The organism is Amycolatopsis sp. NPDC049691 (assembly GCF_040675005.1).
In the GTDB taxonomy this organism is placed as follows: Bacteria; Actinomycetota; Actinomycetes; order Mycobacteriales; family Pseudonocardiaceae; genus Amycolatopsis.
On record NZ_JBFANX010000006.1, the window covers coordinates 117360 to 136540 of the forward strand.

Below are 19181 nucleotides of genomic sequence, written 5' to 3' on the forward strand. Positions count from 1 at the left end.
AATCCGTCCGCAGCCACCAGAGGGAGAACGCGGGAGCCATGGCGAACCGGACAACCAAGAAAAAAGGGTCGGCCGTGAAGGCGGCCCGCGGTTCCGTCGTGAGCAAGAAGGGCACGCCGTGGGGCACGATCATCGCCGTCGTGGCGATCGTCGCGCTGCTCGGCGCCGTGATCACCTACTACATGGTGAAGTCCGCGCCGAAGCGTGAGCAGGCCGACCGCGAGGCCGCCGCCGCGTCGTTCGCGCCGAGCGCGCAGGACCCGGACCCGTCCAAGCGCATCCCGGGCGTGGTGACGGCCACCTACACCGGCAGCGTGCACGTGCTCCCGACCGAGCGCGTGGCCTACGACAAGACCCCGCCGTTCGGCGGCCCGCACGACCAGACGTGGGCCACCTGCACCGGCATCGTCTACCCGACCGCCGTCCGCACCGAGAACATGGTGCACGCGCTCGAGCACGGCGCCGTCTGGATCGCCTACAACCCGCAGCAGGTCTCCGGCGACGCGCTCAACCTGCTGAGCGTCCGCGTCAAGGACAAGCCGTTCACGATGATGTCGCCCTACCCGGGCCTCGACAAGCCGATCTCGCTGCAGTCGTGGGGCCACCAGCTGAAGCTGGACGACGCCAACGACGCGCGGATCGACGAGTTCATCGCCGCGCTGCGGAGCAACCCGAACGGCGTGTACCCCGAGGTCGGCGCGTCCTGCGACGCCGTCCCCGGCCAGTTCGACCCGGACAACCCGCCGCCGTTCGACGCGTCGAAGCCGGGCCCGGACGCGAAGCCGATGGACTACAAGGGCAGCACGTCCGCCCAGGGTGAGGGCGGCATGCCGGCGTCGTCCTCCGCCCCGGCGTCCGCTCCCGCTTCGCCCACTCCGACCAAGTGATGGCCGAAGCCGACCTCGAGACCGAAGAGGTCACCGAGCAGCCGACGTGGTCGCGCTGGGTGATCATCGGCGGGACGCTGCTGGCGGTCCTGCTGATCGGCGCGACGGCGGGGATGTTCTTCACCCGCGCCGTCGACGACCCGGGCACGGCGGCCACCCCGGCCGCCGGCTCGGTCGAGGTCGGCTTCGCCCAGGACATGTCGACGCACCACCTCCAGGCGGTGACGATGGCGGGCATCGCCCGCGACCGCACGACCGACCCGGAGATCAAGCAGCTCTCGTTCGACATCGAGCGCACGCAGCTCGAGCAGGTCGGCCGCATGAAGGGCTGGCTCATGCTGTGGGACCAGCCCGAGCAGGCGATCGGCGCGCCGATGAAGTGGATGACGGAACCGATGGCGGGCCACGACGGCATGTCGATGGCGCCGTCGACGGTCAACCCCGCGGGCGGCGCGCTGATGCCGGGCATGGCGTCGGACACGGAGCTGAAGAAGCTGCGCTCGCTGTCCGGGCGCGAGTTCGACGTCTACTTCCTGCAGCTGATGCTCCGCCACCACGAGGGCGGGACGTCGATGGCCCAGTACGCGGCGGCGCATTCGACGCTGCCGGCGTTGAAGGCGCTGGTGACGAGCATCCTGACCTCGCAGGGCGCGGAGATGGACCAGATCAAGCTGATGCTCTCGGGCCGCGGCGCCCAGCCGCTGCCGGCGTAGCTACCAGGACAGCTCCTGGCAGCGGCGCGCGCACTGCGGCGCTTCCACCTGCAGCGTCGCGTGCTCGATCGCGTAGCGCGAAGAGAGCAGGTTCTGCGCCTCCGTCAGCACGTCGGACTGCTTCGCGGGCGGTGCCAGCGTCAGGTGCGCCGAAGCCACCTCCATGCCGGACGTCAGCGTCCAGACGTGCAGGTCGTGCACGTCCGCGACCCCCGGCAGCGCGGCCAGCTCGGCGTTGATCGCCCCGACGTCGACGCCCCGGGGCGCGTGCTGGAACAGGATGCGCAGCGCCCGGCGGGCGAGCGTCCACGTGCGCGGCAGCACGAACAGCCCGATCGCGACACCGATGATCGGGTCGGCGTAGCGCCACCCCGTCAGCAGCGTCAGGGCCCCGCTGACCAGCACGCCGACCGAGCCGATCAGGTCGGCCAGCACCTCGAGGTAGGCGCCCCGGACGTTCAGGCTCTCCTTCGCACCCGATCGCAGGACGGCGAAGGAGACGATGTTGGCCGCGAGGCCGGCCGTCGCGGCCAGCAGCACGGGCAGGCCGGGCACCGCGGGCGGGTCGCCGATCCGGCCGATGGCCTCGACGAGGACGTACCCCGCGACGCCGAACAGCAGGACCGCGTTGGCCAGCGCGGCCAGCACCTCCGCGCGGTAGAGCCCGAAGGTGCGGCTGACCGTGGGTCCGCTGCGCCGGGCGAGGACGATCGCGGTCAGCGCCATGCCGACCCCGAGGACGTCGGTGAACATGTGCGCGGCGTCGGAGATCAGGGCCAGCGAGCCGGTCGTGAAGCCGACGACGAACTCGAGCACCATGAAGCCGGCACCGATGCCGAGGGCGATGGTGAGGCTCCGCACGTACCGGCCCGACGCGCTCGCCGGCGCGCCCGTGTGCCCGTGTCCGTGGCCGTGTCCCATTCCGCCTCCGTCCTTCGCCGTCGGGGCCAACATATAGTCGGATGCGCATATGTGCAATAGAGGGCACCCTAAGTTCACCCGTCCGAAAGCTACTACCCGGAACGGCGCTCACCAATCCACCAGGAGGGGTTTCCCACCGGGCGGACTTGTCACGCTTCGCCGTCGACCGCTTAGGTTGGCCGCAGACCACCGTCCGCCGAACCCACCGCGAGGTCCTCGCATGAGCGACGACCGCGTCGCCCTGATCACCGGCACGTCCACCGGGATCGGCCTCGCCACCGCCGCCCGGGCCGCCCGCGCGGGCTTCCGGACCGTCGCGACGCTGCGCGACCCCGCCCGCGCGGACCGCCTGCGCGAAACCGGCGCCGACCTGGACATCCGTCCCCTCGACGTGACCGATCCCGCGTCCGTCCGCGCGGCGTTCGACGGCGTCCTCGCCGACTACGGACGGCTCGACGTGCTGGTCAACAACGCCGGCGCGGGTCACGTCGGCACCCTCGAGCGGGAACCGGTCTCCGCGGTGCGCGAAACCATGGAGGTCAACTTCTTCGGGGTCGTCGAGGCCACGAAGGCCGCCCTGCCGGCGCTGCGCGCGAGCGGCGGCCGCGTGATCACGGTGACCAGCATCGGCGGCGCGGTCGGCCAGCCGTTCAACGAGGCGTACTGCGCGGCGAAGTTCGCCGTCGAAGGCCTGATGGAGTCGCTCGCGCCGGTCGCCGCGGCCCAGGGTGTCACGGTTTGCGTCGTCGAGCCGGGCGCGGTCGCGACGGAGTTCGTGAACAACATCGGCGTCGGCGAGCGGCTGTTCGCCGACGCCGGCCCCTACGCGGAGTCGCTGCGGAACTACATCGCGAACGTCACGAAGTCGTTCGACGGCGCCCAGCCGGCCGAGGAGGTCGCCGAAGTGATCGTCGACGCGATGACGGCCGAGGCACCCGCGTTCCGCATCCAGACGTCGAAGCAGGCCGAGGAGTTCACGGGGCTCAAGCTCGCCGACCGCGACGGCTCGGCCGTGCAGCGCCTGACGACCGGCTGGATCGCCTAGCGCACCAGCCGGAAGAAGCCGCGGACCTGCTCGACGAACAGCTCGGGCTGCTCCAGCGCGGCGAAGTGCCCGCCGACGGGCAGCTCCTCGAACCACCGCAGATCGGTGTAGCGCTGCTCGGCCTGCCGCCGCGACGGCCGCACGATCTCCCGCGGGAACACCGAAACCCCGGCCGGAACGTCCACAGTGGACAAGTCGCGATCGTTGTTCTCCCAGTACATCCGCGCCGACGAGGCCGCCGTCGCGGTGAACCAGTAGACGGAGATGTCGTCGAGGATCTTCTGCCGGTCGACGGCGTCCTCCGGGTGCCCCTTGTTGTCGGTCCAGGCCCAGAACTTCTCGGCGATCCAGGCGGCCTGCCCGGCGGGCGAGTCGGTGAGGCCGTAGCCGAGCGTCTGCGGCCGGGTGCCCTGCTGCGCGGAGTACCCGCTCCCGGTCCGCCGGAACTCCTCGAGATCGGCGAGCGCCCGGCGCTCCTCCGGCGTCGGATCGTCCAGGGTCATCCGCACGGGAGTGAAGTTGACGTGCACACCGGCGACCCGCCCGGACCGCGCGAGGGCGTTGGTGACGGCGGCACCCCAGTCGCCGCCCTGGGCGCCGTAGCGGTCGTAGCCGAGGTCCCGCATGAGGCGGTCGAAGAGCTCGGCGACCCGGGCGATCTTGAGGGCGGGCTTGTCACTCCACCCGAACCCGGGCAAGGAGGGAGCGACGACGTGGAAGGCGTCCCGGGGGTCCCCGCCGTACTTCGCGGGATCACTGAGCGGCCCGAAGACATCGAGGAACTCGGTGACGGACCCGGGCCACCCATGGGTGAGCACGAGCGGCAGGGCATCGGGTTCGGGCGACCGCAGGTGCACGAAGTGCAGGCCAACGCCGTCGACATCGGCCCGGAACTGCGGAAAGGCGTTGAGCCGCCCGGCGAACCCGAAGTCGTACTCTTCGGCCCAGTCCCGGCAGAGCTCCCGAACATAGGCAAGGGGAACCCCCTGCGACCAGTCGTCGACGGTCTCGGCCTCGGGCCACCGAGTCCGCCGAAGCCGCTCCCGCAGATCGGCGACATCGGCCTCATCGAGAGACACCTGGAACGGCTTGACCATCTCGGCTCCTTCAGGTGGGCTTCCCACGCTAGCGACGGTCCGCCAAGCCGATCAACTTCAGGCCGTTGACCAGGGAGTTCGCGTGTGTGGCGCCCTGCCCGCAGGGGGTGCGGGGGATGCGCTAAGCTTTCGGAGTCGCCCAGCGATGGGCCCTCGTAGCTCAGGGGATAGAGCACTGCCCTCCGGAGGCAGGTGTCGCAGGTTCGAATCCTGCCGAGGGCACCCGAGATGCCCGAGGTGTGTCCGCGGAACACGCGGACCTCACCTCGGGCGTTGTTGTCTCTGGGGCCGAGCCTCCAGACCCCTTCCTGTGGCCGGTTTCGATGTTGGTCGACAGATTGCGCATTCGCCGCTCCGGGAATTGCTACTCGCCGGTTACTTGTTTTCGGCACCGCGCGGTTGAAGGCTGCTAGCATTCCGCCGCATCTGCGGATGTTGAGGGGAAATCTTGGACGCCGAGGACCGCATAGATGATCTTTTGACGCGCGTCGCCGAGGTCTGCCGACTGTACTGGGCGAAACAAGATCATCCGGGCGCGGATGCCCGTGAAGAAGAAACCGAACGTGATGGGTGCCCGATCAATTACGTCCGCGTTTCCTACGGGGACAACTACTTCACCGAGCACGCCATCGTCGGCACGCACGACGGCCCCGTCGACGCGGACACCGTGGCACGGTTCGCCCGGTTCTTCGACGAGCACGACGAAGTGCGCTCGCCCCGGGATCTCGTCTTCCGAGGGGAACAGCCCGGCAACGCGATCATCGAAGCCGCGCGCGACCACCGCATCAGGCTGCGTTCCTTCACCGGTTACCAGGACACTTTGTGGAACTACTCGTCCTACCTGCGGGAACAGACCGAACGCCTCCTCAAGGACGCCGCGTACCCCCTGGACCGACACGTCGACAAAAGGTGGGCGCTGCTCGGCAAGGAACCCGGCGAAGCCAATGCGGCCGCCCAAGTTCTCGATTGGCTCGACACCGAAGAGCCACGGTTCGTGCTGGTTCTGGGCGATTTCGGCACCGGGAAGACGTTCCTCATCCGATTCCTGACCCGGGAACTGGCCACCCAGCCGGACCGGATCCCGGTCCTGGTGACGATGCGCGACCTCGAGAAGGGGCGCCGGCTCGACGAGCTGATCGCCCAGCACATGGCGCGGCACAACCCCCGCGAGTCGTTCCACGCGCCCTCCTTCCGCTACCTCCTGCGCGAGGGCCGGATCGTGCTGCTGTTCGACGGGTTCGACGAACTGGCCCAGCGGCCCACCTACGACCGGGTGAAACAGCACTTCGAGACCCTGCGGCAGGCGGCCGAAGGCGTCGCGAAGGTGGTCGTCACCAGCCGCTCGCAGCACTTCGCTACCGACCGGGACGTCCTCAACGAGCTCGGCCGCGACGCGCGGCAGCTGCCCGGCGCCCGCATCCTCCGGCTGTTCCCCCTCGACAGCGGCCAACGCCGCGACCTGGTGACCAAGATCCTCGACGCGGACGCCGAGACGTTCCTGCGCGATCTGGAGACGGTCCCCAACCTGCCGGAGCTGACGTCGAACCCGCGGATGCTGACGTTCCTCATGAGCCGCCGCGACAGCCTGGCCCGCCTGATCTCGGCGGGCTCCGAGGCGGAACCGATGACCGCCGGCCGGTTGTACGAGACCCTCCTGACCGACTGGCTCAAGCACGAAGAGCACCGCCAGTCCGCACCGGGTGGCGCCGAGCCGTTGAGCGCGGACCAGCGCCGCGGCGCACTGCGCAAGCTCGCGGTGTTCCTCTGGCGCACGGGCCGGGCGAGCGTGCCGCTGAGCGAGCTCGGCGAGTTCGCCGAAGGCATCACCGACCTCGCGGCGTGGCAGACCAAACCCGGCGAAGCAACACACGTGATCGGCTCCGGCACAGTCCTGGTCCGCGACGACGACGAGTTCGCGTTCATCCACCAGTCGGTGCTCGAATGGTTCGTCGCCGACGAGCTACGGGTGAAGCTGGAGAGCGACGCGGCCGGCGCACATCAGCTGCTCGCCGAGAACCCGCTGACGGTGCCGATGGCCAACTTCCTCCGCGACCTCGTCGGGGTACCCCCGCTCGCCGATTGGGCGACGCGAGTGGCACGGGAAGGAGACGCGCCGGGCTCGCGAGCGAAGGCCAACGCGGCGCTGGTTCTCCGGCTCACAGGTACCCGGCTCGGCGGTCGAGCCGACTACACGGGCCAGGACCTCCGGGGCCAGGACTTGACCGGCCAAGACCTGACGGGTGCGCGGCTCACCGGGGCACTCCTCGACGGCGCGGTCCTCCCGGTCGCGTTGGCCGGCGCCGACTTGAGAGGCGCGCAGTTGCCGGCGGCCCGGCTCGACGGAGTAGACCTTTCCGGAGCGGATCTACGCGGCGCGAACTTCCGGGGAGCTCGTCTGCTCGGCGCGAATCTCAGCGGAGCGAAACTGGACAGCGCGGTGTTCGATCGAGCGGTTCTGCTCGGCGCCCAGGTGGATCCGGAGCAGCTGTCGGCAGCGAGTACCTACGGGGCAGCGCTGCCCTGGGCCGTGCCAGCTCCGGAATTCGGTGATCAGTTCCGGATCGGTGAGATAGCGGTCTTCGCGGAAGGCGCGCTCGTCGCACTGGGTGGCTCCGACGGCGCCATCCGGATTCTCGAGGTCGATTCAGGGCAGATCACGCGGACGTTGACCGGCCACCGGACCAGGATCACAGCGCTGGTCGCCCCTCGCGACGGCACCTGGTTGGCGTCAAGCTCGACCACCGATTCGGTCGTGGTCAGGAATCCGCAGACCGGAGAAGTGCTGACGACCATAACCGGCCTCCACGGGCGGGCGAAGCTGGCCGCCGACCCTGAAGGACGATGGCTGGCCGGTACCGCCGCCTATGCGGGCGTTCGGATTTGGGAGCCGCGAACCGGCCGGCTGATCCGCACACTGGACGGCAGGTCTCCGCGGTCGAAGACCTTGGCCGTCGCCGCCGATGGTGGCTGGCTCGCCGTCGTCGGCTCCGACGGGATAGCGGAGATCTGGGACCCCCTGACCGGACGATCGCTCTCCAAGTTCCGCTTCGGCGAGGCAGATTCCGCTGTCACGAAATTCCGCGAAACTGCTATCGCCGCCGCGTATGACCGCAATTTGGCCATCATCACATCCGATACGAATCTGACGTTGTGGGACGTGGAGTCGGGAAGACCATGCTGGGAATACCACAGCCCGGAGAATGTTCTGGCGATGACTTCGGCGCCGAACGCAGCCTGGCTGGCCGTCCTCACCGAAGGAACCGTCACATTTTTGGACGACAACGGCAGGAAAAAGGGCGGACTGAGCTGGCCGGAGACCGTACATGCACGAGCCATGGCAGCAGCACCGGACGCCCGGTGGATTGTTTTCCCGGGAGAGTTCGCCTCCCTGAATTTCTCCGATGTGGCACGGCTCGACCTCCGGCGATTCTCCTTCGAATCGATGGACGCGACCTTGAGCGGTCACGCGCATCGGCAAAGCTCGGCGTTCAGCGTCGTCGGAGCAGACTCGACCGTTCGCACGTGGGATCCACATCGCGGGCGTCTGCTCGCTACCGCGCAGACGCAAAGCCTCATAGGCCGGAACATCCGGCTCTGGAGCCTCGATGGACGATGGCCTGCCGGGCGGGCACTTCCATTGGACGTGAAGACGACCGGCACCACGCTTTCCCCCGATGGGTGCATGCTCGCCGTGGTCGAGGGAAGAAGAAGTCTGAGCCTGCTGACATTCGACGACACAGCCGTGCGGGATGCGAGACACCTGTTCAACCATGATGCGCCCATTGTTGCTTGCTTCTTCGACCCGGGAAACGAATGGATTTTATCGGTCAGCGAAGCCGGTACGGTCGTTCGCGTCGATACCACCACCGGAAATGTTCTGAACAAATGGAAGAACGAATCCATCCAAGCCCAGTGGTCGGCCGCGCCCGACGACCTGCGGTGGATCGCCTCCGTGGGTCGAGAATCGACTGCCGTCCTCTGGGATCCACTGAGCGGAGAAGTCATCCACACGATCGAGTCGACCATGCCCTTGGCGACGACTCTGGCCACCCCGCCGAATGGCAGCTGGCTGGCCATGGGGGCAAACCGGAGCATCGAAGTCATCGACCTTGATTCCGGCCAGGTACTGATGTCACTCGAGCATCGCGCTGGTTACATGTCGAAATTGACCGCCTCGGCTGATGGCGAACTACTGATGGTGACCGGCATAAAAAGGTCCATCGAGGTCTGGGACATCCAAACCGGCCGGCTCCAGTCGGTCCTCACCGCCGACTCCGGTGGCTGGGCCGCCACCATGGCCGACGGGAGCTTCCGGATGGAAGGCACCCCCTCGGACATCTGGTGGACTGCCGGCCTCTGCCGCTTCGAAGCCGACGAAATCGACGAGATCGCCGCCTACGTCCCCGAACTCCGGAGGCTGTCTTGAGCGCCGCGCATTCGGAAGACGTTCGTTGGGAAGACCTGGACGCGCCGGCCAAGCTGGCCATGCGGTGGGCGCTGGCCGTCGCGCAGGTGCGGCTCGGGGGCACCACTCAGCTCCCCCTCGTCGGCACCCGGGAACTCGTCGCCGGCATCCTGCTCGCCGATCTGCGCGGCAACCCCGCCCGGATCCTGCTGGACCACTTCCGCATCGCGCCGGGCGCCGTCCTCGCGCAGGTCGGCATGTCGCGTGTCACGCCCGAAAAGCTGGCGAACGCGCTGGAGAACGTCCCGGACGCCGGGCTGCCCCCGCTGGACGACACCGTCGCGGCCGGCCTGCACCAGCTGCACCGGGGCTCGAAGGAACTGATCTCGCTCCGGGATCTCTTCGGCATCACCCTCCACGGTGACTCCGACGTGGCGGTGCAGCTCACCGCCCAGGGGGTCGACGTCGGGGCACTCGCGCGCGCCTACCCGCGGTACCTGGCCGGCCGCACCTCGTTCGCCGACTTCCTGCGGGTCAACTTCCGGGGCCAGGAGCCGCGGATCCAGCTGCCGGCCTACCTGCCCGACCAGAACGCCAACCGGGCACCGCTCGCCGAGCAGCAGACGGACCTCGTCGGCGTGCAGAGCGAGATCGACGCCTTCGCCTACCTCATCGCCTCCAAACAGCTGGTGCCGCCGCTCGCGGTGGGGTTGTTCGGCGCCTGGGGTTCCGGGAAGAGCTACTTCCTGCGGGGCCTGCAGCACCGCATCGAGCGCGTGGCACGGGAAACCCGCGCCCAGCAACGCCTCGGCTCGACCACGGAGTTCCACGAGCACGTCGTCCAGATCGAGTTCAACGCCTGGCAGTACGTGGGCGGCAACCTCTGGGCGAGCCTGCTCGAGCACCTGTTCCGCAACCTTCGCCGGACGAGCGACGAATCGGACGACCTCCTGGCCGAACGGCAACGGTACTGGAGCGAGCGCGTCGAGACGGCCGCCGCGGAACGGCATGCTGCCGACAACCGCCGGCGGGAACTCGAGCGCGACCGCGAGGCCGCGGCCGAGACCGTGGAGCAGGAGGAGTCGGAGCGCGCCGCGGCTCTGCAACGGCTCGAGGAGGAGCAACGGCGGAATCCGCTCACCGGCACTCGGTTGTCCCGAGAGCTGGTCAAGCCGATCAAGGCGGCACTGGCGAAAGCCGGCCTCACCGCGATCGACGACGAGGGAGCGGCCCTGGCCGCCGAACTCGACCGGGCCAGGCAAAGCCTCAGCGAAGGCAGGACGGTCCTCGCCCCGCTTCGCGCCAAAGGCTGGCGCTACAACCTCGCCCTCCTCGGGATGGTGCTGTTCACGCCGCTCTTGGTCTGGCTGTTGCAGAAGTTCGACGTCTCGCCGCTGATCAGCGCGATCGGCGGCCTCATGGCCACCGCGACAATGTACCTGAAGTTCGGGGTCAATCTCGTGGCGAAAGCGACGAAAGCCGTGGCCGCGGCGAAGGAGAGGTTGGACGCCGAAGCCGATCGGCGCCGGAGTGAACTCGACGAAAAGGTGGCGACCGCCGCCGACGAGCTGGCGACCATCGAGGTACGGCTGGCCGCTGCCGTCGCCCAAGAGGCCGAACTGGCCGAGAAGGTCGCCGAGCTCAACGCGGAACTCGCCGCGGCCACCCCGCGCCGGGTGCTGAGCGAGTTCCTCGCCGACCGGCTGGCCACCGAGGACTACCGCCGTCACCTGGGCATCCCGGCGCTGGTGCGGCGCGACCTCGAACGGCTCTCCCAGCTCGTGGCGAGGCAGCAGCACGATCCGGGCTCCGAAGCCGTCGAAGAGACGCACGCGATCGACCGGATCGTGTTGTACGTCGACGACCTGGACCGCTGCCCCACCGAGCTCGTGATCCAGGTGCTCGAGGCGGTCCACCTGCTCCTGGCGTTCCCGCTGTTCGTGGTGGTGGTCGCCGTGGACGAGCATTGGCTGGCCAGCTCGCTGCGCGCCCACTACGAACAGCTGACGGGCAAGGACGCCGGCCCCGAGGACTACCTCGAGAAGATCTTCCAGGTTCCCTTCCGGGTGCTGCCGCTCGGCGGATCTTCGCGACGGCGGATGTTGCGCACGTTGATGGAGCCGAACCTCTTCCGGCACGAAGCCACCAACACGGACGCTCCCACCGCGCGTTCGCGCGCCGAGGTGCCGGAAGCCGACCAGGACGAGTTCCGGCACCTGGTCGAGTCGTTCGCGCATTCGAGCCGGGTGGACCCGGTCTGGCCGGGCGCAGTCGGGCTCTCCGTCACCCCGCTGGAGATCACGCAGGTCGAGGATGCGGTCGCGCTCATCGGCGCGACCCCGCGGGCCGTGAAGCGGTTCGTCAACACCTACCTGCTCGCGAAGTCCATGGGGCTGGCGAGGGGGTGGGAGGTCCCGGCGGACGGCCAGCTGGCGGTGTTGCTCGCGCTGGCCACTTCGCATCCGTGCCTCCTGGACTCGTTGATCCCCGAGCCGTCCGAGCCGTCCGACGGAACCTGGCCGTTGAAAGCCGCGTTGCCGGCCCGCTCGGCTACCACGCCGCAGAAGCTCCTGGATGCGACCGACGCCGTCGAGGCTTGGCTCGCGGAAAACCCCCAGCGCGCCGATCTCGACCTCATGGGGGCCGGCACCTGGAAATCGCTCGTTTCCCGGTTCCGGCTGAGCGCCGACTGATTCGCGAGCGTTCGGTTGCCGGCGCTAGCCTTCGGCGGCCGTGCGGTAGCTGCCCGGCGCGACGCCGAACTGGCGTTTGAACGCGTGCGAGAACGCGAATGGCGAGCCGTACCCCACCTTCGCCGCGATCGACGGCAGTGGCAGCTCCGTGTCCTGCAACAACCTTGCCGCCGTCGTCAAGCGCCACCACGTCAAGTACGCCATTGGTGGGTACCCCGTCAGTGTCGTGAAACGGCGGTTCAGCGTGGCCCGGGACAGGCCCGCTCGGTTGGCCACGTCTTCGATTCGCCAGGGTGCCTCGGGATTCGCGTGCAACGCCTCGAGTGCCGCCGCGATCGCGGGGTCGCGCAACGCCTGGGGCCAGCCGCTTCGGGGGTTCTCCGCCAGCCATGCCCGCAGCAGGTAGACCAGCAGCAAGTCCAGCAACCCCGCCAGCGCCGTCGCCGAGCCCGGGCGTGGGGTGGTCACCTCCGTCGCGAGCAGGTCGATCGCCGCTCTCAGTTCGCCGCCGATGCGGGCCGGGATGTGGACCACCTCCGGCAAGCCCGCCAGCACCGGGTGGCGGCGGGCCCGGGACAGCCGGTACTTGCCGCACAGGAACTCCGTGCGGCCGGCCGGGTCCGCCTCCGCCGCTTCGAACGGCACCGCGCCTGACCCGTCCGGGCGGGACGACAGCGTGTGCTCGCTGCCGTGCGGCACCAGGACCGCGTCGCCCGCGCTCAGCCGCACCGGTGCGGCGCCGGCAGTGATCAGCCAGCCGCTTCCGCGCAACAGCACGTGGAAGCCCGCGCCCTCGTACGGTGCGAACCGGTAGCACCACTCGTCGGCCGCGCGCAGGCGGTTCGACGTCGGCTGTCCGATGCGCACCGCCGTGATCGCGTCGCTCAGCAAGTCCATCGGACGACCATACCGTGAGCCGGTCGCGTATCAGAACGAGTGAACGAAGCATTGGAAAGCTCAAGTAGGCGCGTCAAGGTGGAAGCATGCACATCGGGGACGTCGAAGTCGTGAAGGTGGTCGAATGGCAGGGCGAGATCGCTCCCGCCCGGACCATCGTGCCCAGCCCGGCCGCACTCTGGCGGGACAACGCCGACTGGCTCGCGCCCGGCCACTGGAACGCCGAGACCGACGGCTACGTCGGCGCGGTCCAGACCTGGGTGCTGCGCAGCGAAGGCCGGGTCGTCCTTGTCGACACCGGCGTCGGCAACGACCGGCAGCGCCCGCAGATCCCGCTCTTCGACCACCTGGCGACGCCCTTCCTCGACCGGCTCGCCGAGGCCGGCGTCCGGCCCGAAGACGTCGACGTCGTCGTCAACACCCACATCCACTACGACCACGTCGGCTGGAACACCTTGTTGCGCAACGGCGACTGGGTGCCCACCTTCCCGAACGCCACCTACGTGATCCCCCGCGCCGACCGGACGTACTTCGATCCGCGCAACGCCCACCGGCGGCCGGCCCCGCGCACCGCGCACGAACAACTGCGCCGCGAAGGCAGCTTGCTCGTCTACGCCGACAGCATCGCCCCCGTGCTGGGCAAAGCCGTGCTATGGGAAGGGACCCACCGCATCGACCGCAACCTCACCCTCGAGCCCGCGCCCGGCCACACCCCCGGCTCGTCGGTGCTGCGGCTGGTCTCGGGCAACGACCGCGCCGTGTTCGTCGGCGACCTGCTGCACAGCCCGGTGCAGATCCTCGAACCGCAGCACAGCAGCTGCTTCTGCGAAGACCCCGCGCAGGCCGCCGCCACTCGGCTCAGCGTGCTCGAACGCGCCGCGGACGACCACGAACTCGTCATCCCCGCGCACTTCGGCGGGCCGGGCGCGGTCGAGGTCGAGCGCGCCGGCGGCCGGTTCGCCATCCGCCGCTGGGCCGATCCTGGTGAAATGCTGTGAATCGGACAGAACTGGCACTCTCCTCCCCGCCCGCGCGTTCTCAGGGGGACGGAGGAGGAACCATGGGTGCACTAGGGACGCTGCTCGGCTTCGCGCTGACCGTCTACATGCTCGTGCTCATCGCGCGGATGGTGCTCGACTGGGTCGGGATGGTCGCCGACAGCCCGCCGTGGGCGCGGCGGGCGCGGAGTCTCGCCTACTCGGCCACCGAGCCGGTCATCGGGCCCGTCCGGCGGGTCGTGCGGCCGGTGCGGATCGGCGGGATCTCGCTCGATCTCGCCTTCACGCTCGTCTTCATCGGCGTCGTCGTGCTGCGGGGGATCGTCTTCGCGCTCTAAAGGCTGCCGCGGAAGCCGGCCGAAAGGCGGTCGATGCCGCGCTCGAGCTCGGTGCGGACGCCCCTCAGGTCGACGCCGTCCGGGTCGATCAGCGCCTGCATCGAGATGCCGCGCAGCTGGGCCAGCAGCGCCGAGGCGTACGCGTCGGCGTCGCGGACCCCGGCGATCGAACCGTCCGCGACGCCGCTGGCCAGCGTCTGGGCGATGGCGAAGCGGAACCGGCGGTCGGCCTCGGTCAGCGCGCCGCGCAGCGCCGAGTACTCCGCCGCCGCGTCGCCCCAGAGCACCAGGAAGGCCTGGTTGAGCGTCGGCATCGTGCGGATCAGCTCGAAGATGATGTCCAGCAGCGCGCGCAGCATGTCCATCGGCGTCGCGGTGGCCGAGCCGGTCCGCGCCGCGACGGCCTCGCTGTAGGCGTTGGTGAACTCCTCGACGGCGTACTCGACCAGCCGCTGCCCGAGCCCGTCCTTGTCGCCGAAGTGCTGGAAGATGACCGACCGCGCGTAGCCGGACCGGGCGCAGACGGCCCCGAGCTTCAGCCTGCCGAAACCCTCGTCGGCGACGATGTGCGCGGCGGCGTTCAGGATGCGCGCCTCGACGGCGGCGTCTTCGCCGTCCTGCGGGATCCGGTCTTCGGCGGAGCGGTCCACGCGCGCCATGCTAGCCATTCGAACCGGACACCACCGGCCGAACGGTCAGCGGATCGTGCGCGGACCGTCAGCGCGGCCGCGCAGTCTCGGGTCACCACGACCGAGAGGAAACCCGATGAAGACCGTGCTCGTGTCCGGGGCCAGCATCGCCGGCCCGTCCGCGGCCTACTGGCTGCACCGCTACGGCTATCGCGTGACCGTCGTCGAGACCGCGCCCGCGCTGCGGCCCGGCGGCCAGGCCGTCGACTTCCGCGGGGAACAGGTGAAGCTGCTGCGGGCCATGGGCGTCCTCGACGACATCCGGCGGTACGAGACCGCGATGGGCGACCAGACGCTGCTCGGCCCCGACGCCCGTCCCCTGCTCACCGTGCCCGGCGCCGCGTGGAGCGGGGAGGTCGAGATCCTCCGCGGCGACCTCGCGCGCGTCCTCTACGACCACACGAAGGACTACACCGAATACGTCTTCGGCGACCGCGTCACCGGTCTCACCGAGACCGCGGACGGCGTCGACGTCACCTTCCGCCGGGGCGCCCCGCGCAGGTTCGACCTCGTCGTCGGGGCCGACGGCGTGCACTCCGGGGTGCGGGCCGCCGCGTTCGGGCCCGAGTCCGGCTTCCGGCACGACCTCGGGTTCGGCATCGCCGGGTTCACCGCGCCCAACCACCTCGGCCTCGACCACACCAGCGTGATGTACAACGAGCCGGGCCGCGGCCTGACCGTGGGCAGCCACCGGCTGCCGGACAAGCTGCACGTCACGCTGGTCTTCGCCGCCGACGGCGTCGAGTTCCGCCGCCGCACCCCCGACGAGCAGCGCGCGCTCGTCTCGCAGCTCTTCGCCGACACCGGCTGGGAGACGCCCCGGCTCCTGGAAGCACTGCCGGGCACCGACGACCTGTACGTCGACTCGATCAGCCAGATCCACCTCGATCGCTGGTCGAAGGGGCGGGTCGTGCTGCTCGGCGACGCCGCCTGGTGCGCCGGCCCCGGCGGGTCCGGCACCGGGCTCGCCATGATGGGCGCGCAGGTGCTGGCGGGTGAGCTCGCGGCGGCCGGCGGCGACCACGTGACGGCGTTCGCGAAGTACGAGGAGCGCCTTCGCAAGCCGGCGACGGTCGGGCAGAAGAACGGCAAGGGCTCCGGCAACTTCCTCGCCCCGCGCACCGCCGCGAAGATCCGCAGCCGCAACCGCGCCTACCGGATGCTGAGCACGCGGCTGTTCGGCAAGGTGTTCACCTGGATGACCGACCGCGCGGCCAACGCACTGGAATATCGTGAGTACCCCGCGCTGACGTCCGCGTGACCCGGCGATCTTCGTCTCTTCGGGGGACTCGGCTGGCGGCCCGGCGTGGCGTGCGTCACTCTTTACGCCATGTCAATAAGCCGGGCCGCCGACGTCCCGGTCAGGACGGCGATCGCCGGCCTGACCGTGCTGGCCCTCGGCGTGCTGACCGCGCTCAACGCGCGTTCCCTGCCGGTGATCGGCGACGGCACGACCTACTCCGCGGAGTTCAGCGAAGCGGCCGGTCTGTTCCAGGGCAACGACGTCCGCATCGCCGGCGTCGAAGTCGGCCGGGTCTCGGACGTCAAGCTGCGCGGTGACCGCGTGCTGGTTTCGTTCCGGGTCAAGGGCGCGTGGCTCGGTGACGCGACGGGCGCGGCGATCCGGCTGAAGACCGTCCTCGGCCAGAAGTACCTCGCGCTCGACCCGCAAGGCGAAGGAACGCTCGACCCCGGCAAGCCGATCCCACGGTCGCGCACGACCGTGCCCTACGACATCCTCGCGGCGTTCGGCAGCCTTTCGTCCACTGTGGACCGGATCGACACTTCCCGGCTGGCGAAGAGCTTCGACACGCTGTCGGCGACGCTGGCGGACACGCCGCCGAGCGTCCGCGCCGCGCTCACCGGCCTGTCCCGGCTGTCGGACACGCTCGCGACGCGCGACCACCAGCTCGCCACTCTGCTGGGCAACACGAGGGTCGTCTCGCAGACGCTCGTCGACCGCGACGCCGCCGTGCGACGGCTCCTGACCGACGGCAACCAGCTGCTGTCCGAGGTGAGCGACCGTGAACAGGCGATCACTTCCCTGCTCGACGGCTCGCGGCGGCTCGCCGCCGAGCTGTCCGGGCTGATCGAAGACAACGACAGCCGGCTTGACCCGCTGCTCACCCAGCTCGACCAGCTGACGTCGATGCTGCAGCGCAACCAGGACGCGCTCGCCGCCGGCATCCGCGGGTTCGCGCCGCTGGTCCGGCTCGGCACCAACATCGCGGGCAGCGGCCGGTTCATCGACGGCTACCTGTGCGGGCTGATCCTGCCGTCGTTCGGGCCGCTCAACGAGGAGGGCTGCCACGGCTGAACCCGCGTGGCATGCTGGCGCCGTGCGATACCTGCTCCTGCTGTGCGGTGACGAGTCCGCGGCCGCCGCGGCCGGCCCGGAAATGGCGCGCCGCTGCCACGAATGGGCCGCCGAGGCGGAACGCCGGGGTGTCCGACAGGCCGGCACGGGCCTGCGCCCGCCGGCCGAAGCGAAGACGATCCGGGTGCGCGACGGCCGGGTGCTGCTGACCGACGGCCCGTTCGCCGAGACGAAGGAGCAGGTCGGCGGCTACAACATCCTCGAGTGCGCGGACCGCGCGACGGCCCTGGAGGTGGCGTCACGGCACCCGTGGGCCGAGGTCGGCACGCTGGAGCTGCGCGAAATCCCCGACGGCCCGCCTACGGCTTTGTGATCTTCACCGTCACCTGGTTGTCGCTGTAGGTGTAGGCGACGTACTCGAACTCGACGCCGGTGCGTTCGACGTACTCCGTCCAGGCGCGGTACTCGTGCCGCTTCCAGCCGGGGAAGTTGAAGAACTCGTCGAAGTGCACGATGCTGCCCGCGCGCAGCCGCGGCCCGCAGAGGTCGAGCACGGTCTTGGCGGAGCTGTAGAGATCGCCGTCGACGTGCAGGAAGTCGATGTGGCCGCGGTGGTCTTCGAGGAAGCCGGGGAGGCTGTCGGCGAACAGGCCGACGACGAGCTCGGCGCCGGGGACGTCCGGCAGGTCGTCGCGGGCGAAGGCGCCGGCGGGCATGCCGTTGAGCCACGCTTCGGGCAGCCCGTCGAAGGAGTCGAAGCCGTAGACCTCCCGGCCACCGCGCGCGCCGGCGATCGTCCGCAGCGTGTTGCCGGAGGCCACGCCGAACTCCAGCGCCATTCCCCCTTGGGGCGCCACGGAAAGCGCGTACTCGAGGGTCTCCTTGGGCTTGCCGAAGTGGCGGGCGCCGACGAGGTTCTCGCGGGCGAAGACGTTGCTTTCGAGAGCGGCGTCCTGGTCGCCGGCGTAGACGATGTCCCGGCGGCTGCGGATCTCGAACTCCACCACCCGATCGAGGACTCGGTCACCCTGGCGGATGATCTCCTCGCGCAGCTCGGCGGCCATCCGGTTCAGCTGATCGGTGTACGGGTCGTGCACTTTCGCGGCAGCCTGGTTCAGCAGCCTACCCAGCGTGCGCCGCACGGTTTTCGTTACGGGTGAACGGTTTTTCGTGTCGTTCATCTCGGGACGGTACCTCGGCCCGGCGCACGACCACGCACCATCTCTCGATCAGCGCTCGGGGCCGTCGCCGCCGTTCTGCTCCGCGAGGAACCGCTCGAACTGCGAGCCCAGCTCTTCCGCGGTCGGCATGTGCTCGACCGATTCCGCCAGCAGCGATCCGCGCTCCGAAGCCTCGATGAACGTGTCGTACTGCCGTTCCAGGGCGCGGACGACGTCGGCGATCTCGTCGGACTCCGCGACCTGGCGGTTGATCTCGGCGTCGGCGAGCTCGGCCGCCGCGCGCAGCTCGCCCTCGGCCAGGCTCAGCCCGGTCGAGCGGCTCAGCGCGTCGAGCACGATCAGCGACGCCGCCGGGTACGTCGACTGCGCGAGGTAGTGCGGCACGTGCGCGGCGAACCCGACGGCGTCGTGGCCCCACTCGCCGAGCCGGTACTCCAGCAGCGCGGCGAGGCTGCCCGGCACCTGCAGCCGGTTGGGCAGCGGCTGGTGGTCGCCGACGAGGTCCTTGCGGGTGGCGTGCGCGGTGACGCCGAGCGGGCGGGTGTGCGGCGCGCCCATCGGGATGCCGTGGAACCCGGCGGTGAGCCGGACGCCCCAGCGTTCGACCAGGTTGCGCACGGCGCGGCAGAACCGCTCCCAGTCGTGGTCGGGCTCCGGGCCCGAGAGCATCAGGAACGGCGTCCCGTCCGTGTCGTGCAGCAGGTGGACGACCAGTTCCGGCGCGTCGTAGTCCTCCCAGTGGTCCACGGCGTAGGTCATGGTCGGCCGGCGCGAGCGGTAGTCGATGAGCCGGTCGACGTCGAAGCGCGCGATCACCCGGTGCTCACCGCCGAGCAGGTGCTCGGCCAGGAGACGGCCCGCCGAGCCGGCGTCCATGAACCCTTCGAAGTGGTGGAGCAGCACCGCCCCGGTCAGGTCGGGGACGTCCGAGTCCACCTCGTACAGGTCGTCGGGATCGAGTCCCACCGGTGCCTCCTGCTCGCCTACACATCAATCCTTC

At 69.8% G+C, this 19181-nt stretch carries 16 protein-coding genes and 1 tRNA gene; 11 read left to right on the top strand and 6 right to left on the bottom strand.

The genetic code is table 11. The features are described 5' to 3' along the window. Positions 1-74: 74 nt before the first annotated feature. A complete protein-coding gene (locus AB0J40_RS15670; protein WP_364452861.1) occupies positions 75-887 on the top strand; it encodes a DUF3105 domain-containing protein in 813 nt (270 codons plus the stop codon). Continuing rightward, positions 887-1600 carry a DUF305 domain-containing protein gene (locus AB0J40_RS15675; RefSeq protein ID WP_364452864.1) on the top strand — a complete coding sequence of 238 codons (714 nt, stop codon included), beginning with the start codon at positions 887-889 and terminating at the stop codon, positions 1598-1600. The genes AB0J40_RS15670 and AB0J40_RS15675 overlap by 1 nt, the downstream gene beginning before the upstream one ends. Here AB0J40_RS15675 and AB0J40_RS15680 read toward each other — a convergent pair whose 3' ends face one another. Continuing rightward, on the bottom strand, positions 1601-2521 hold the full coding sequence (locus AB0J40_RS15680) for a cation diffusion facilitator family transporter (protein ID WP_364452867.1): 921 nt from the start codon (positions 2519-2521) through the stop codon (positions 1601-1603). Between the two features lie 220 nt (positions 2522-2741). On the opposite strand from AB0J40_RS15680, the gene AB0J40_RS15685 reads away from it, so the two are divergent. Continuing rightward, entirely contained in the window at positions 2742-3566 is an 825-nt protein-coding gene (locus AB0J40_RS15685) for an SDR family oxidoreductase (RefSeq protein ID WP_364452870.1), read from the top strand. Here the strand turns inward: AB0J40_RS15685 and AB0J40_RS15690 are convergent. After that, a complete protein-coding gene (locus tag AB0J40_RS15690; RefSeq protein ID WP_364452872.1) occupies positions 3563-4663 on the bottom strand; it encodes an epoxide hydrolase family protein in 1101 nt (366 codons plus the stop codon). The genes AB0J40_RS15685 and AB0J40_RS15690 overlap by 4 nt on opposite strands. A gap of 149 nt (positions 4664-4812) precedes the next feature. Between AB0J40_RS15690 and AB0J40_RS15695 the strand changes: the two genes are divergently transcribed. The 3 genes from AB0J40_RS15695 (at position 4813) to AB0J40_RS15705 (ending at position 11761) form a co-directional block, all read left to right on the top strand. After that, positions 4813-4885: transfer RNA gene (locus AB0J40_RS15695), tRNA-Arg, on the top strand. Positions 4886-5111: 226 nt separating this feature from the next. Next, positions 5112-9089 carry a pentapeptide repeat-containing protein gene (locus tag AB0J40_RS15700; protein WP_364452875.1) on the top strand — a complete coding sequence of 1326 codons (3978 nt, stop codon included), beginning with the start codon at positions 5112-5114 and terminating at the stop codon, positions 9087-9089. Next, positions 9086-11761: a P-loop NTPase fold protein gene (locus AB0J40_RS15705; protein ID WP_364452878.1), complete on the top strand. Its 2676-nt coding sequence runs from the start codon at positions 9086-9088 to the stop codon at positions 11759-11761. The genes AB0J40_RS15700 and AB0J40_RS15705 overlap by 4 nt, the downstream gene beginning before the upstream one ends. A gap of 24 nt (positions 11762-11785) precedes the next feature. Here AB0J40_RS15705 and AB0J40_RS15710 read toward each other — a convergent pair whose 3' ends face one another. Beyond that, complete coding sequence (locus tag AB0J40_RS15710; RefSeq protein WP_364452880.1) at positions 11786-12658, bottom strand: AraC family transcriptional regulator; 873 nt, start codon at positions 12656-12658, stop codon at positions 11786-11788. An 86-nt stretch (positions 12659-12744) separates the two neighbouring features. Here AB0J40_RS15710 and AB0J40_RS15715 point away from each other — a divergent pair, with 86 nt between their 5' ends. Beyond that, a complete protein-coding gene (locus tag AB0J40_RS15715) occupies positions 12745-13656 on the top strand; it encodes an MBL fold metallo-hydrolase (protein ID WP_364452883.1) in 912 nt (303 codons plus the stop codon). Between the two features lie 62 nt (positions 13657-13718). Then, the gene (locus tag AB0J40_RS15720) at positions 13719-13994 is read left to right on the top strand and encodes a YggT family protein (protein WP_364452886.1); all 276 of its coding nucleotides are present in this window, start codon (positions 13719-13721) and stop codon (positions 13992-13994) included. Here the strand turns inward: AB0J40_RS15720 and AB0J40_RS15725 are convergent. Beyond that, positions 13991-14653 carry a TetR/AcrR family transcriptional regulator gene (locus tag AB0J40_RS15725; protein WP_364452888.1) on the bottom strand — a complete coding sequence of 221 codons (663 nt, stop codon included), beginning with the start codon at positions 14651-14653 and terminating at the stop codon, positions 13991-13993. The two genes, AB0J40_RS15720 and AB0J40_RS15725, sit on opposite strands and share 4 nt — an antisense overlap. Positions 14654-14759: 106 nt before the next feature. On the opposite strand from AB0J40_RS15725, the gene AB0J40_RS15730 reads away from it, so the two are divergent. From AB0J40_RS15730 to AB0J40_RS15740, 3 genes are all read left to right on the top strand, one after another. Continuing rightward, the gene (locus AB0J40_RS15730) at positions 14760-15944 is read left to right on the top strand and encodes an FAD-dependent monooxygenase (protein WP_364452891.1); all 1185 of its coding nucleotides are present in this window, start codon (positions 14760-14762) and stop codon (positions 15942-15944) included. 69 nt (positions 15945-16013) lie between these two features. Next, positions 16014-17000 (top strand): MCE family protein, encoded by a 987-nt coding sequence (locus AB0J40_RS15735; RefSeq protein WP_364452892.1) that lies wholly within the window; start codon positions 16014-16016, stop codon positions 16998-17000. A 22-nt stretch (positions 17001-17022) separates the two neighbouring features. Further along, positions 17023-17373 carry a YciI family protein gene (locus AB0J40_RS15740; RefSeq protein WP_364452895.1) on the top strand — a complete coding sequence of 117 codons (351 nt, stop codon included), beginning with the start codon at positions 17023-17025 and terminating at the stop codon, positions 17371-17373. Here the strand turns inward: AB0J40_RS15740 and AB0J40_RS15745 are convergent. Continuing rightward, positions 17360-18181, bottom strand: a complete 822-nt coding sequence (locus AB0J40_RS15745; RefSeq protein WP_364452898.1) for a class I SAM-dependent methyltransferase — start codon at positions 18179-18181, stop codon at positions 17360-17362. The two genes, AB0J40_RS15740 and AB0J40_RS15745, sit on opposite strands and share 14 nt — an antisense overlap. Before the next feature lie 48 nt (positions 18182-18229). Beyond that, positions 18230-19147 (bottom strand): PAC2 family protein, encoded by a 918-nt coding sequence (locus AB0J40_RS15750; RefSeq protein WP_364452900.1) that lies wholly within the window; start codon positions 19145-19147, stop codon positions 18230-18232. Positions 19148-19181: the final 34 nt, after the last annotated feature.

What these genes read in the sequence shown, in the direction of transcription:
- AB0J40_RS15675 (WP_364452864.1), top strand. Translation starts at nt 887, where the DNA reads ATGGCCGAAGCCGACCTCGAGACCGAAGAGGTCACCGAGCAGCCGACG.
- AB0J40_RS15680 (WP_364452867.1), bottom strand. Translation starts at nt 2,521, where the DNA reads ATGGGACACGGCCACGGACACGGGCACACGGGCGCGCCGGCGAGCGCG.
- AB0J40_RS15685 (WP_364452870.1), top strand. Translation starts at nt 2,742, where the DNA reads ATGAGCGACGACCGCGTCGCCCTGATCACCGGCACGTCCACCGGGATC.
- AB0J40_RS15690 (WP_364452872.1), bottom strand. Translation starts at nt 4,663, where the DNA reads ATGGTCAAGCCGTTCCAGGTGTCTCTCGATGAGGCCGATGTCGCCGAT.
- AB0J40_RS15710 (WP_364452880.1), bottom strand. Translation starts at nt 12,658, where the DNA reads ATGGACTTGCTGAGCGACGCGATCACGGCGGTGCGCATCGGACAGCCG.
- AB0J40_RS15715 (WP_364452883.1), top strand. Translation starts at nt 12,745, where the DNA reads ATGCACATCGGGGACGTCGAAGTCGTGAAGGTGGTCGAATGGCAGGGC.
- AB0J40_RS15720 (WP_364452886.1), top strand. Translation starts at nt 13,719, where the DNA reads ATGGGTGCACTAGGGACGCTGCTCGGCTTCGCGCTGACCGTCTACATG.
- AB0J40_RS15725 (WP_364452888.1), bottom strand. Translation starts at nt 14,653, where the DNA reads ATGGCGCGCGTGGACCGCTCCGCCGAAGACCGGATCCCGCAGGACGGC.
- AB0J40_RS15730 (WP_364452891.1), top strand. Translation starts at nt 14,760, where the DNA reads ATGAAGACCGTGCTCGTGTCCGGGGCCAGCATCGCCGGCCCGTCCGCG.
- AB0J40_RS15735 (WP_364452892.1), top strand. Translation starts at nt 16,014, where the DNA reads ATGTCAATAAGCCGGGCCGCCGACGTCCCGGTCAGGACGGCGATCGCC.
- AB0J40_RS15745 (WP_364452898.1), bottom strand. Translation starts at nt 18,181, where the DNA reads ATGAACGACACGAAAAACCGTTCACCCGTAACGAAAACCGTGCGGCGC.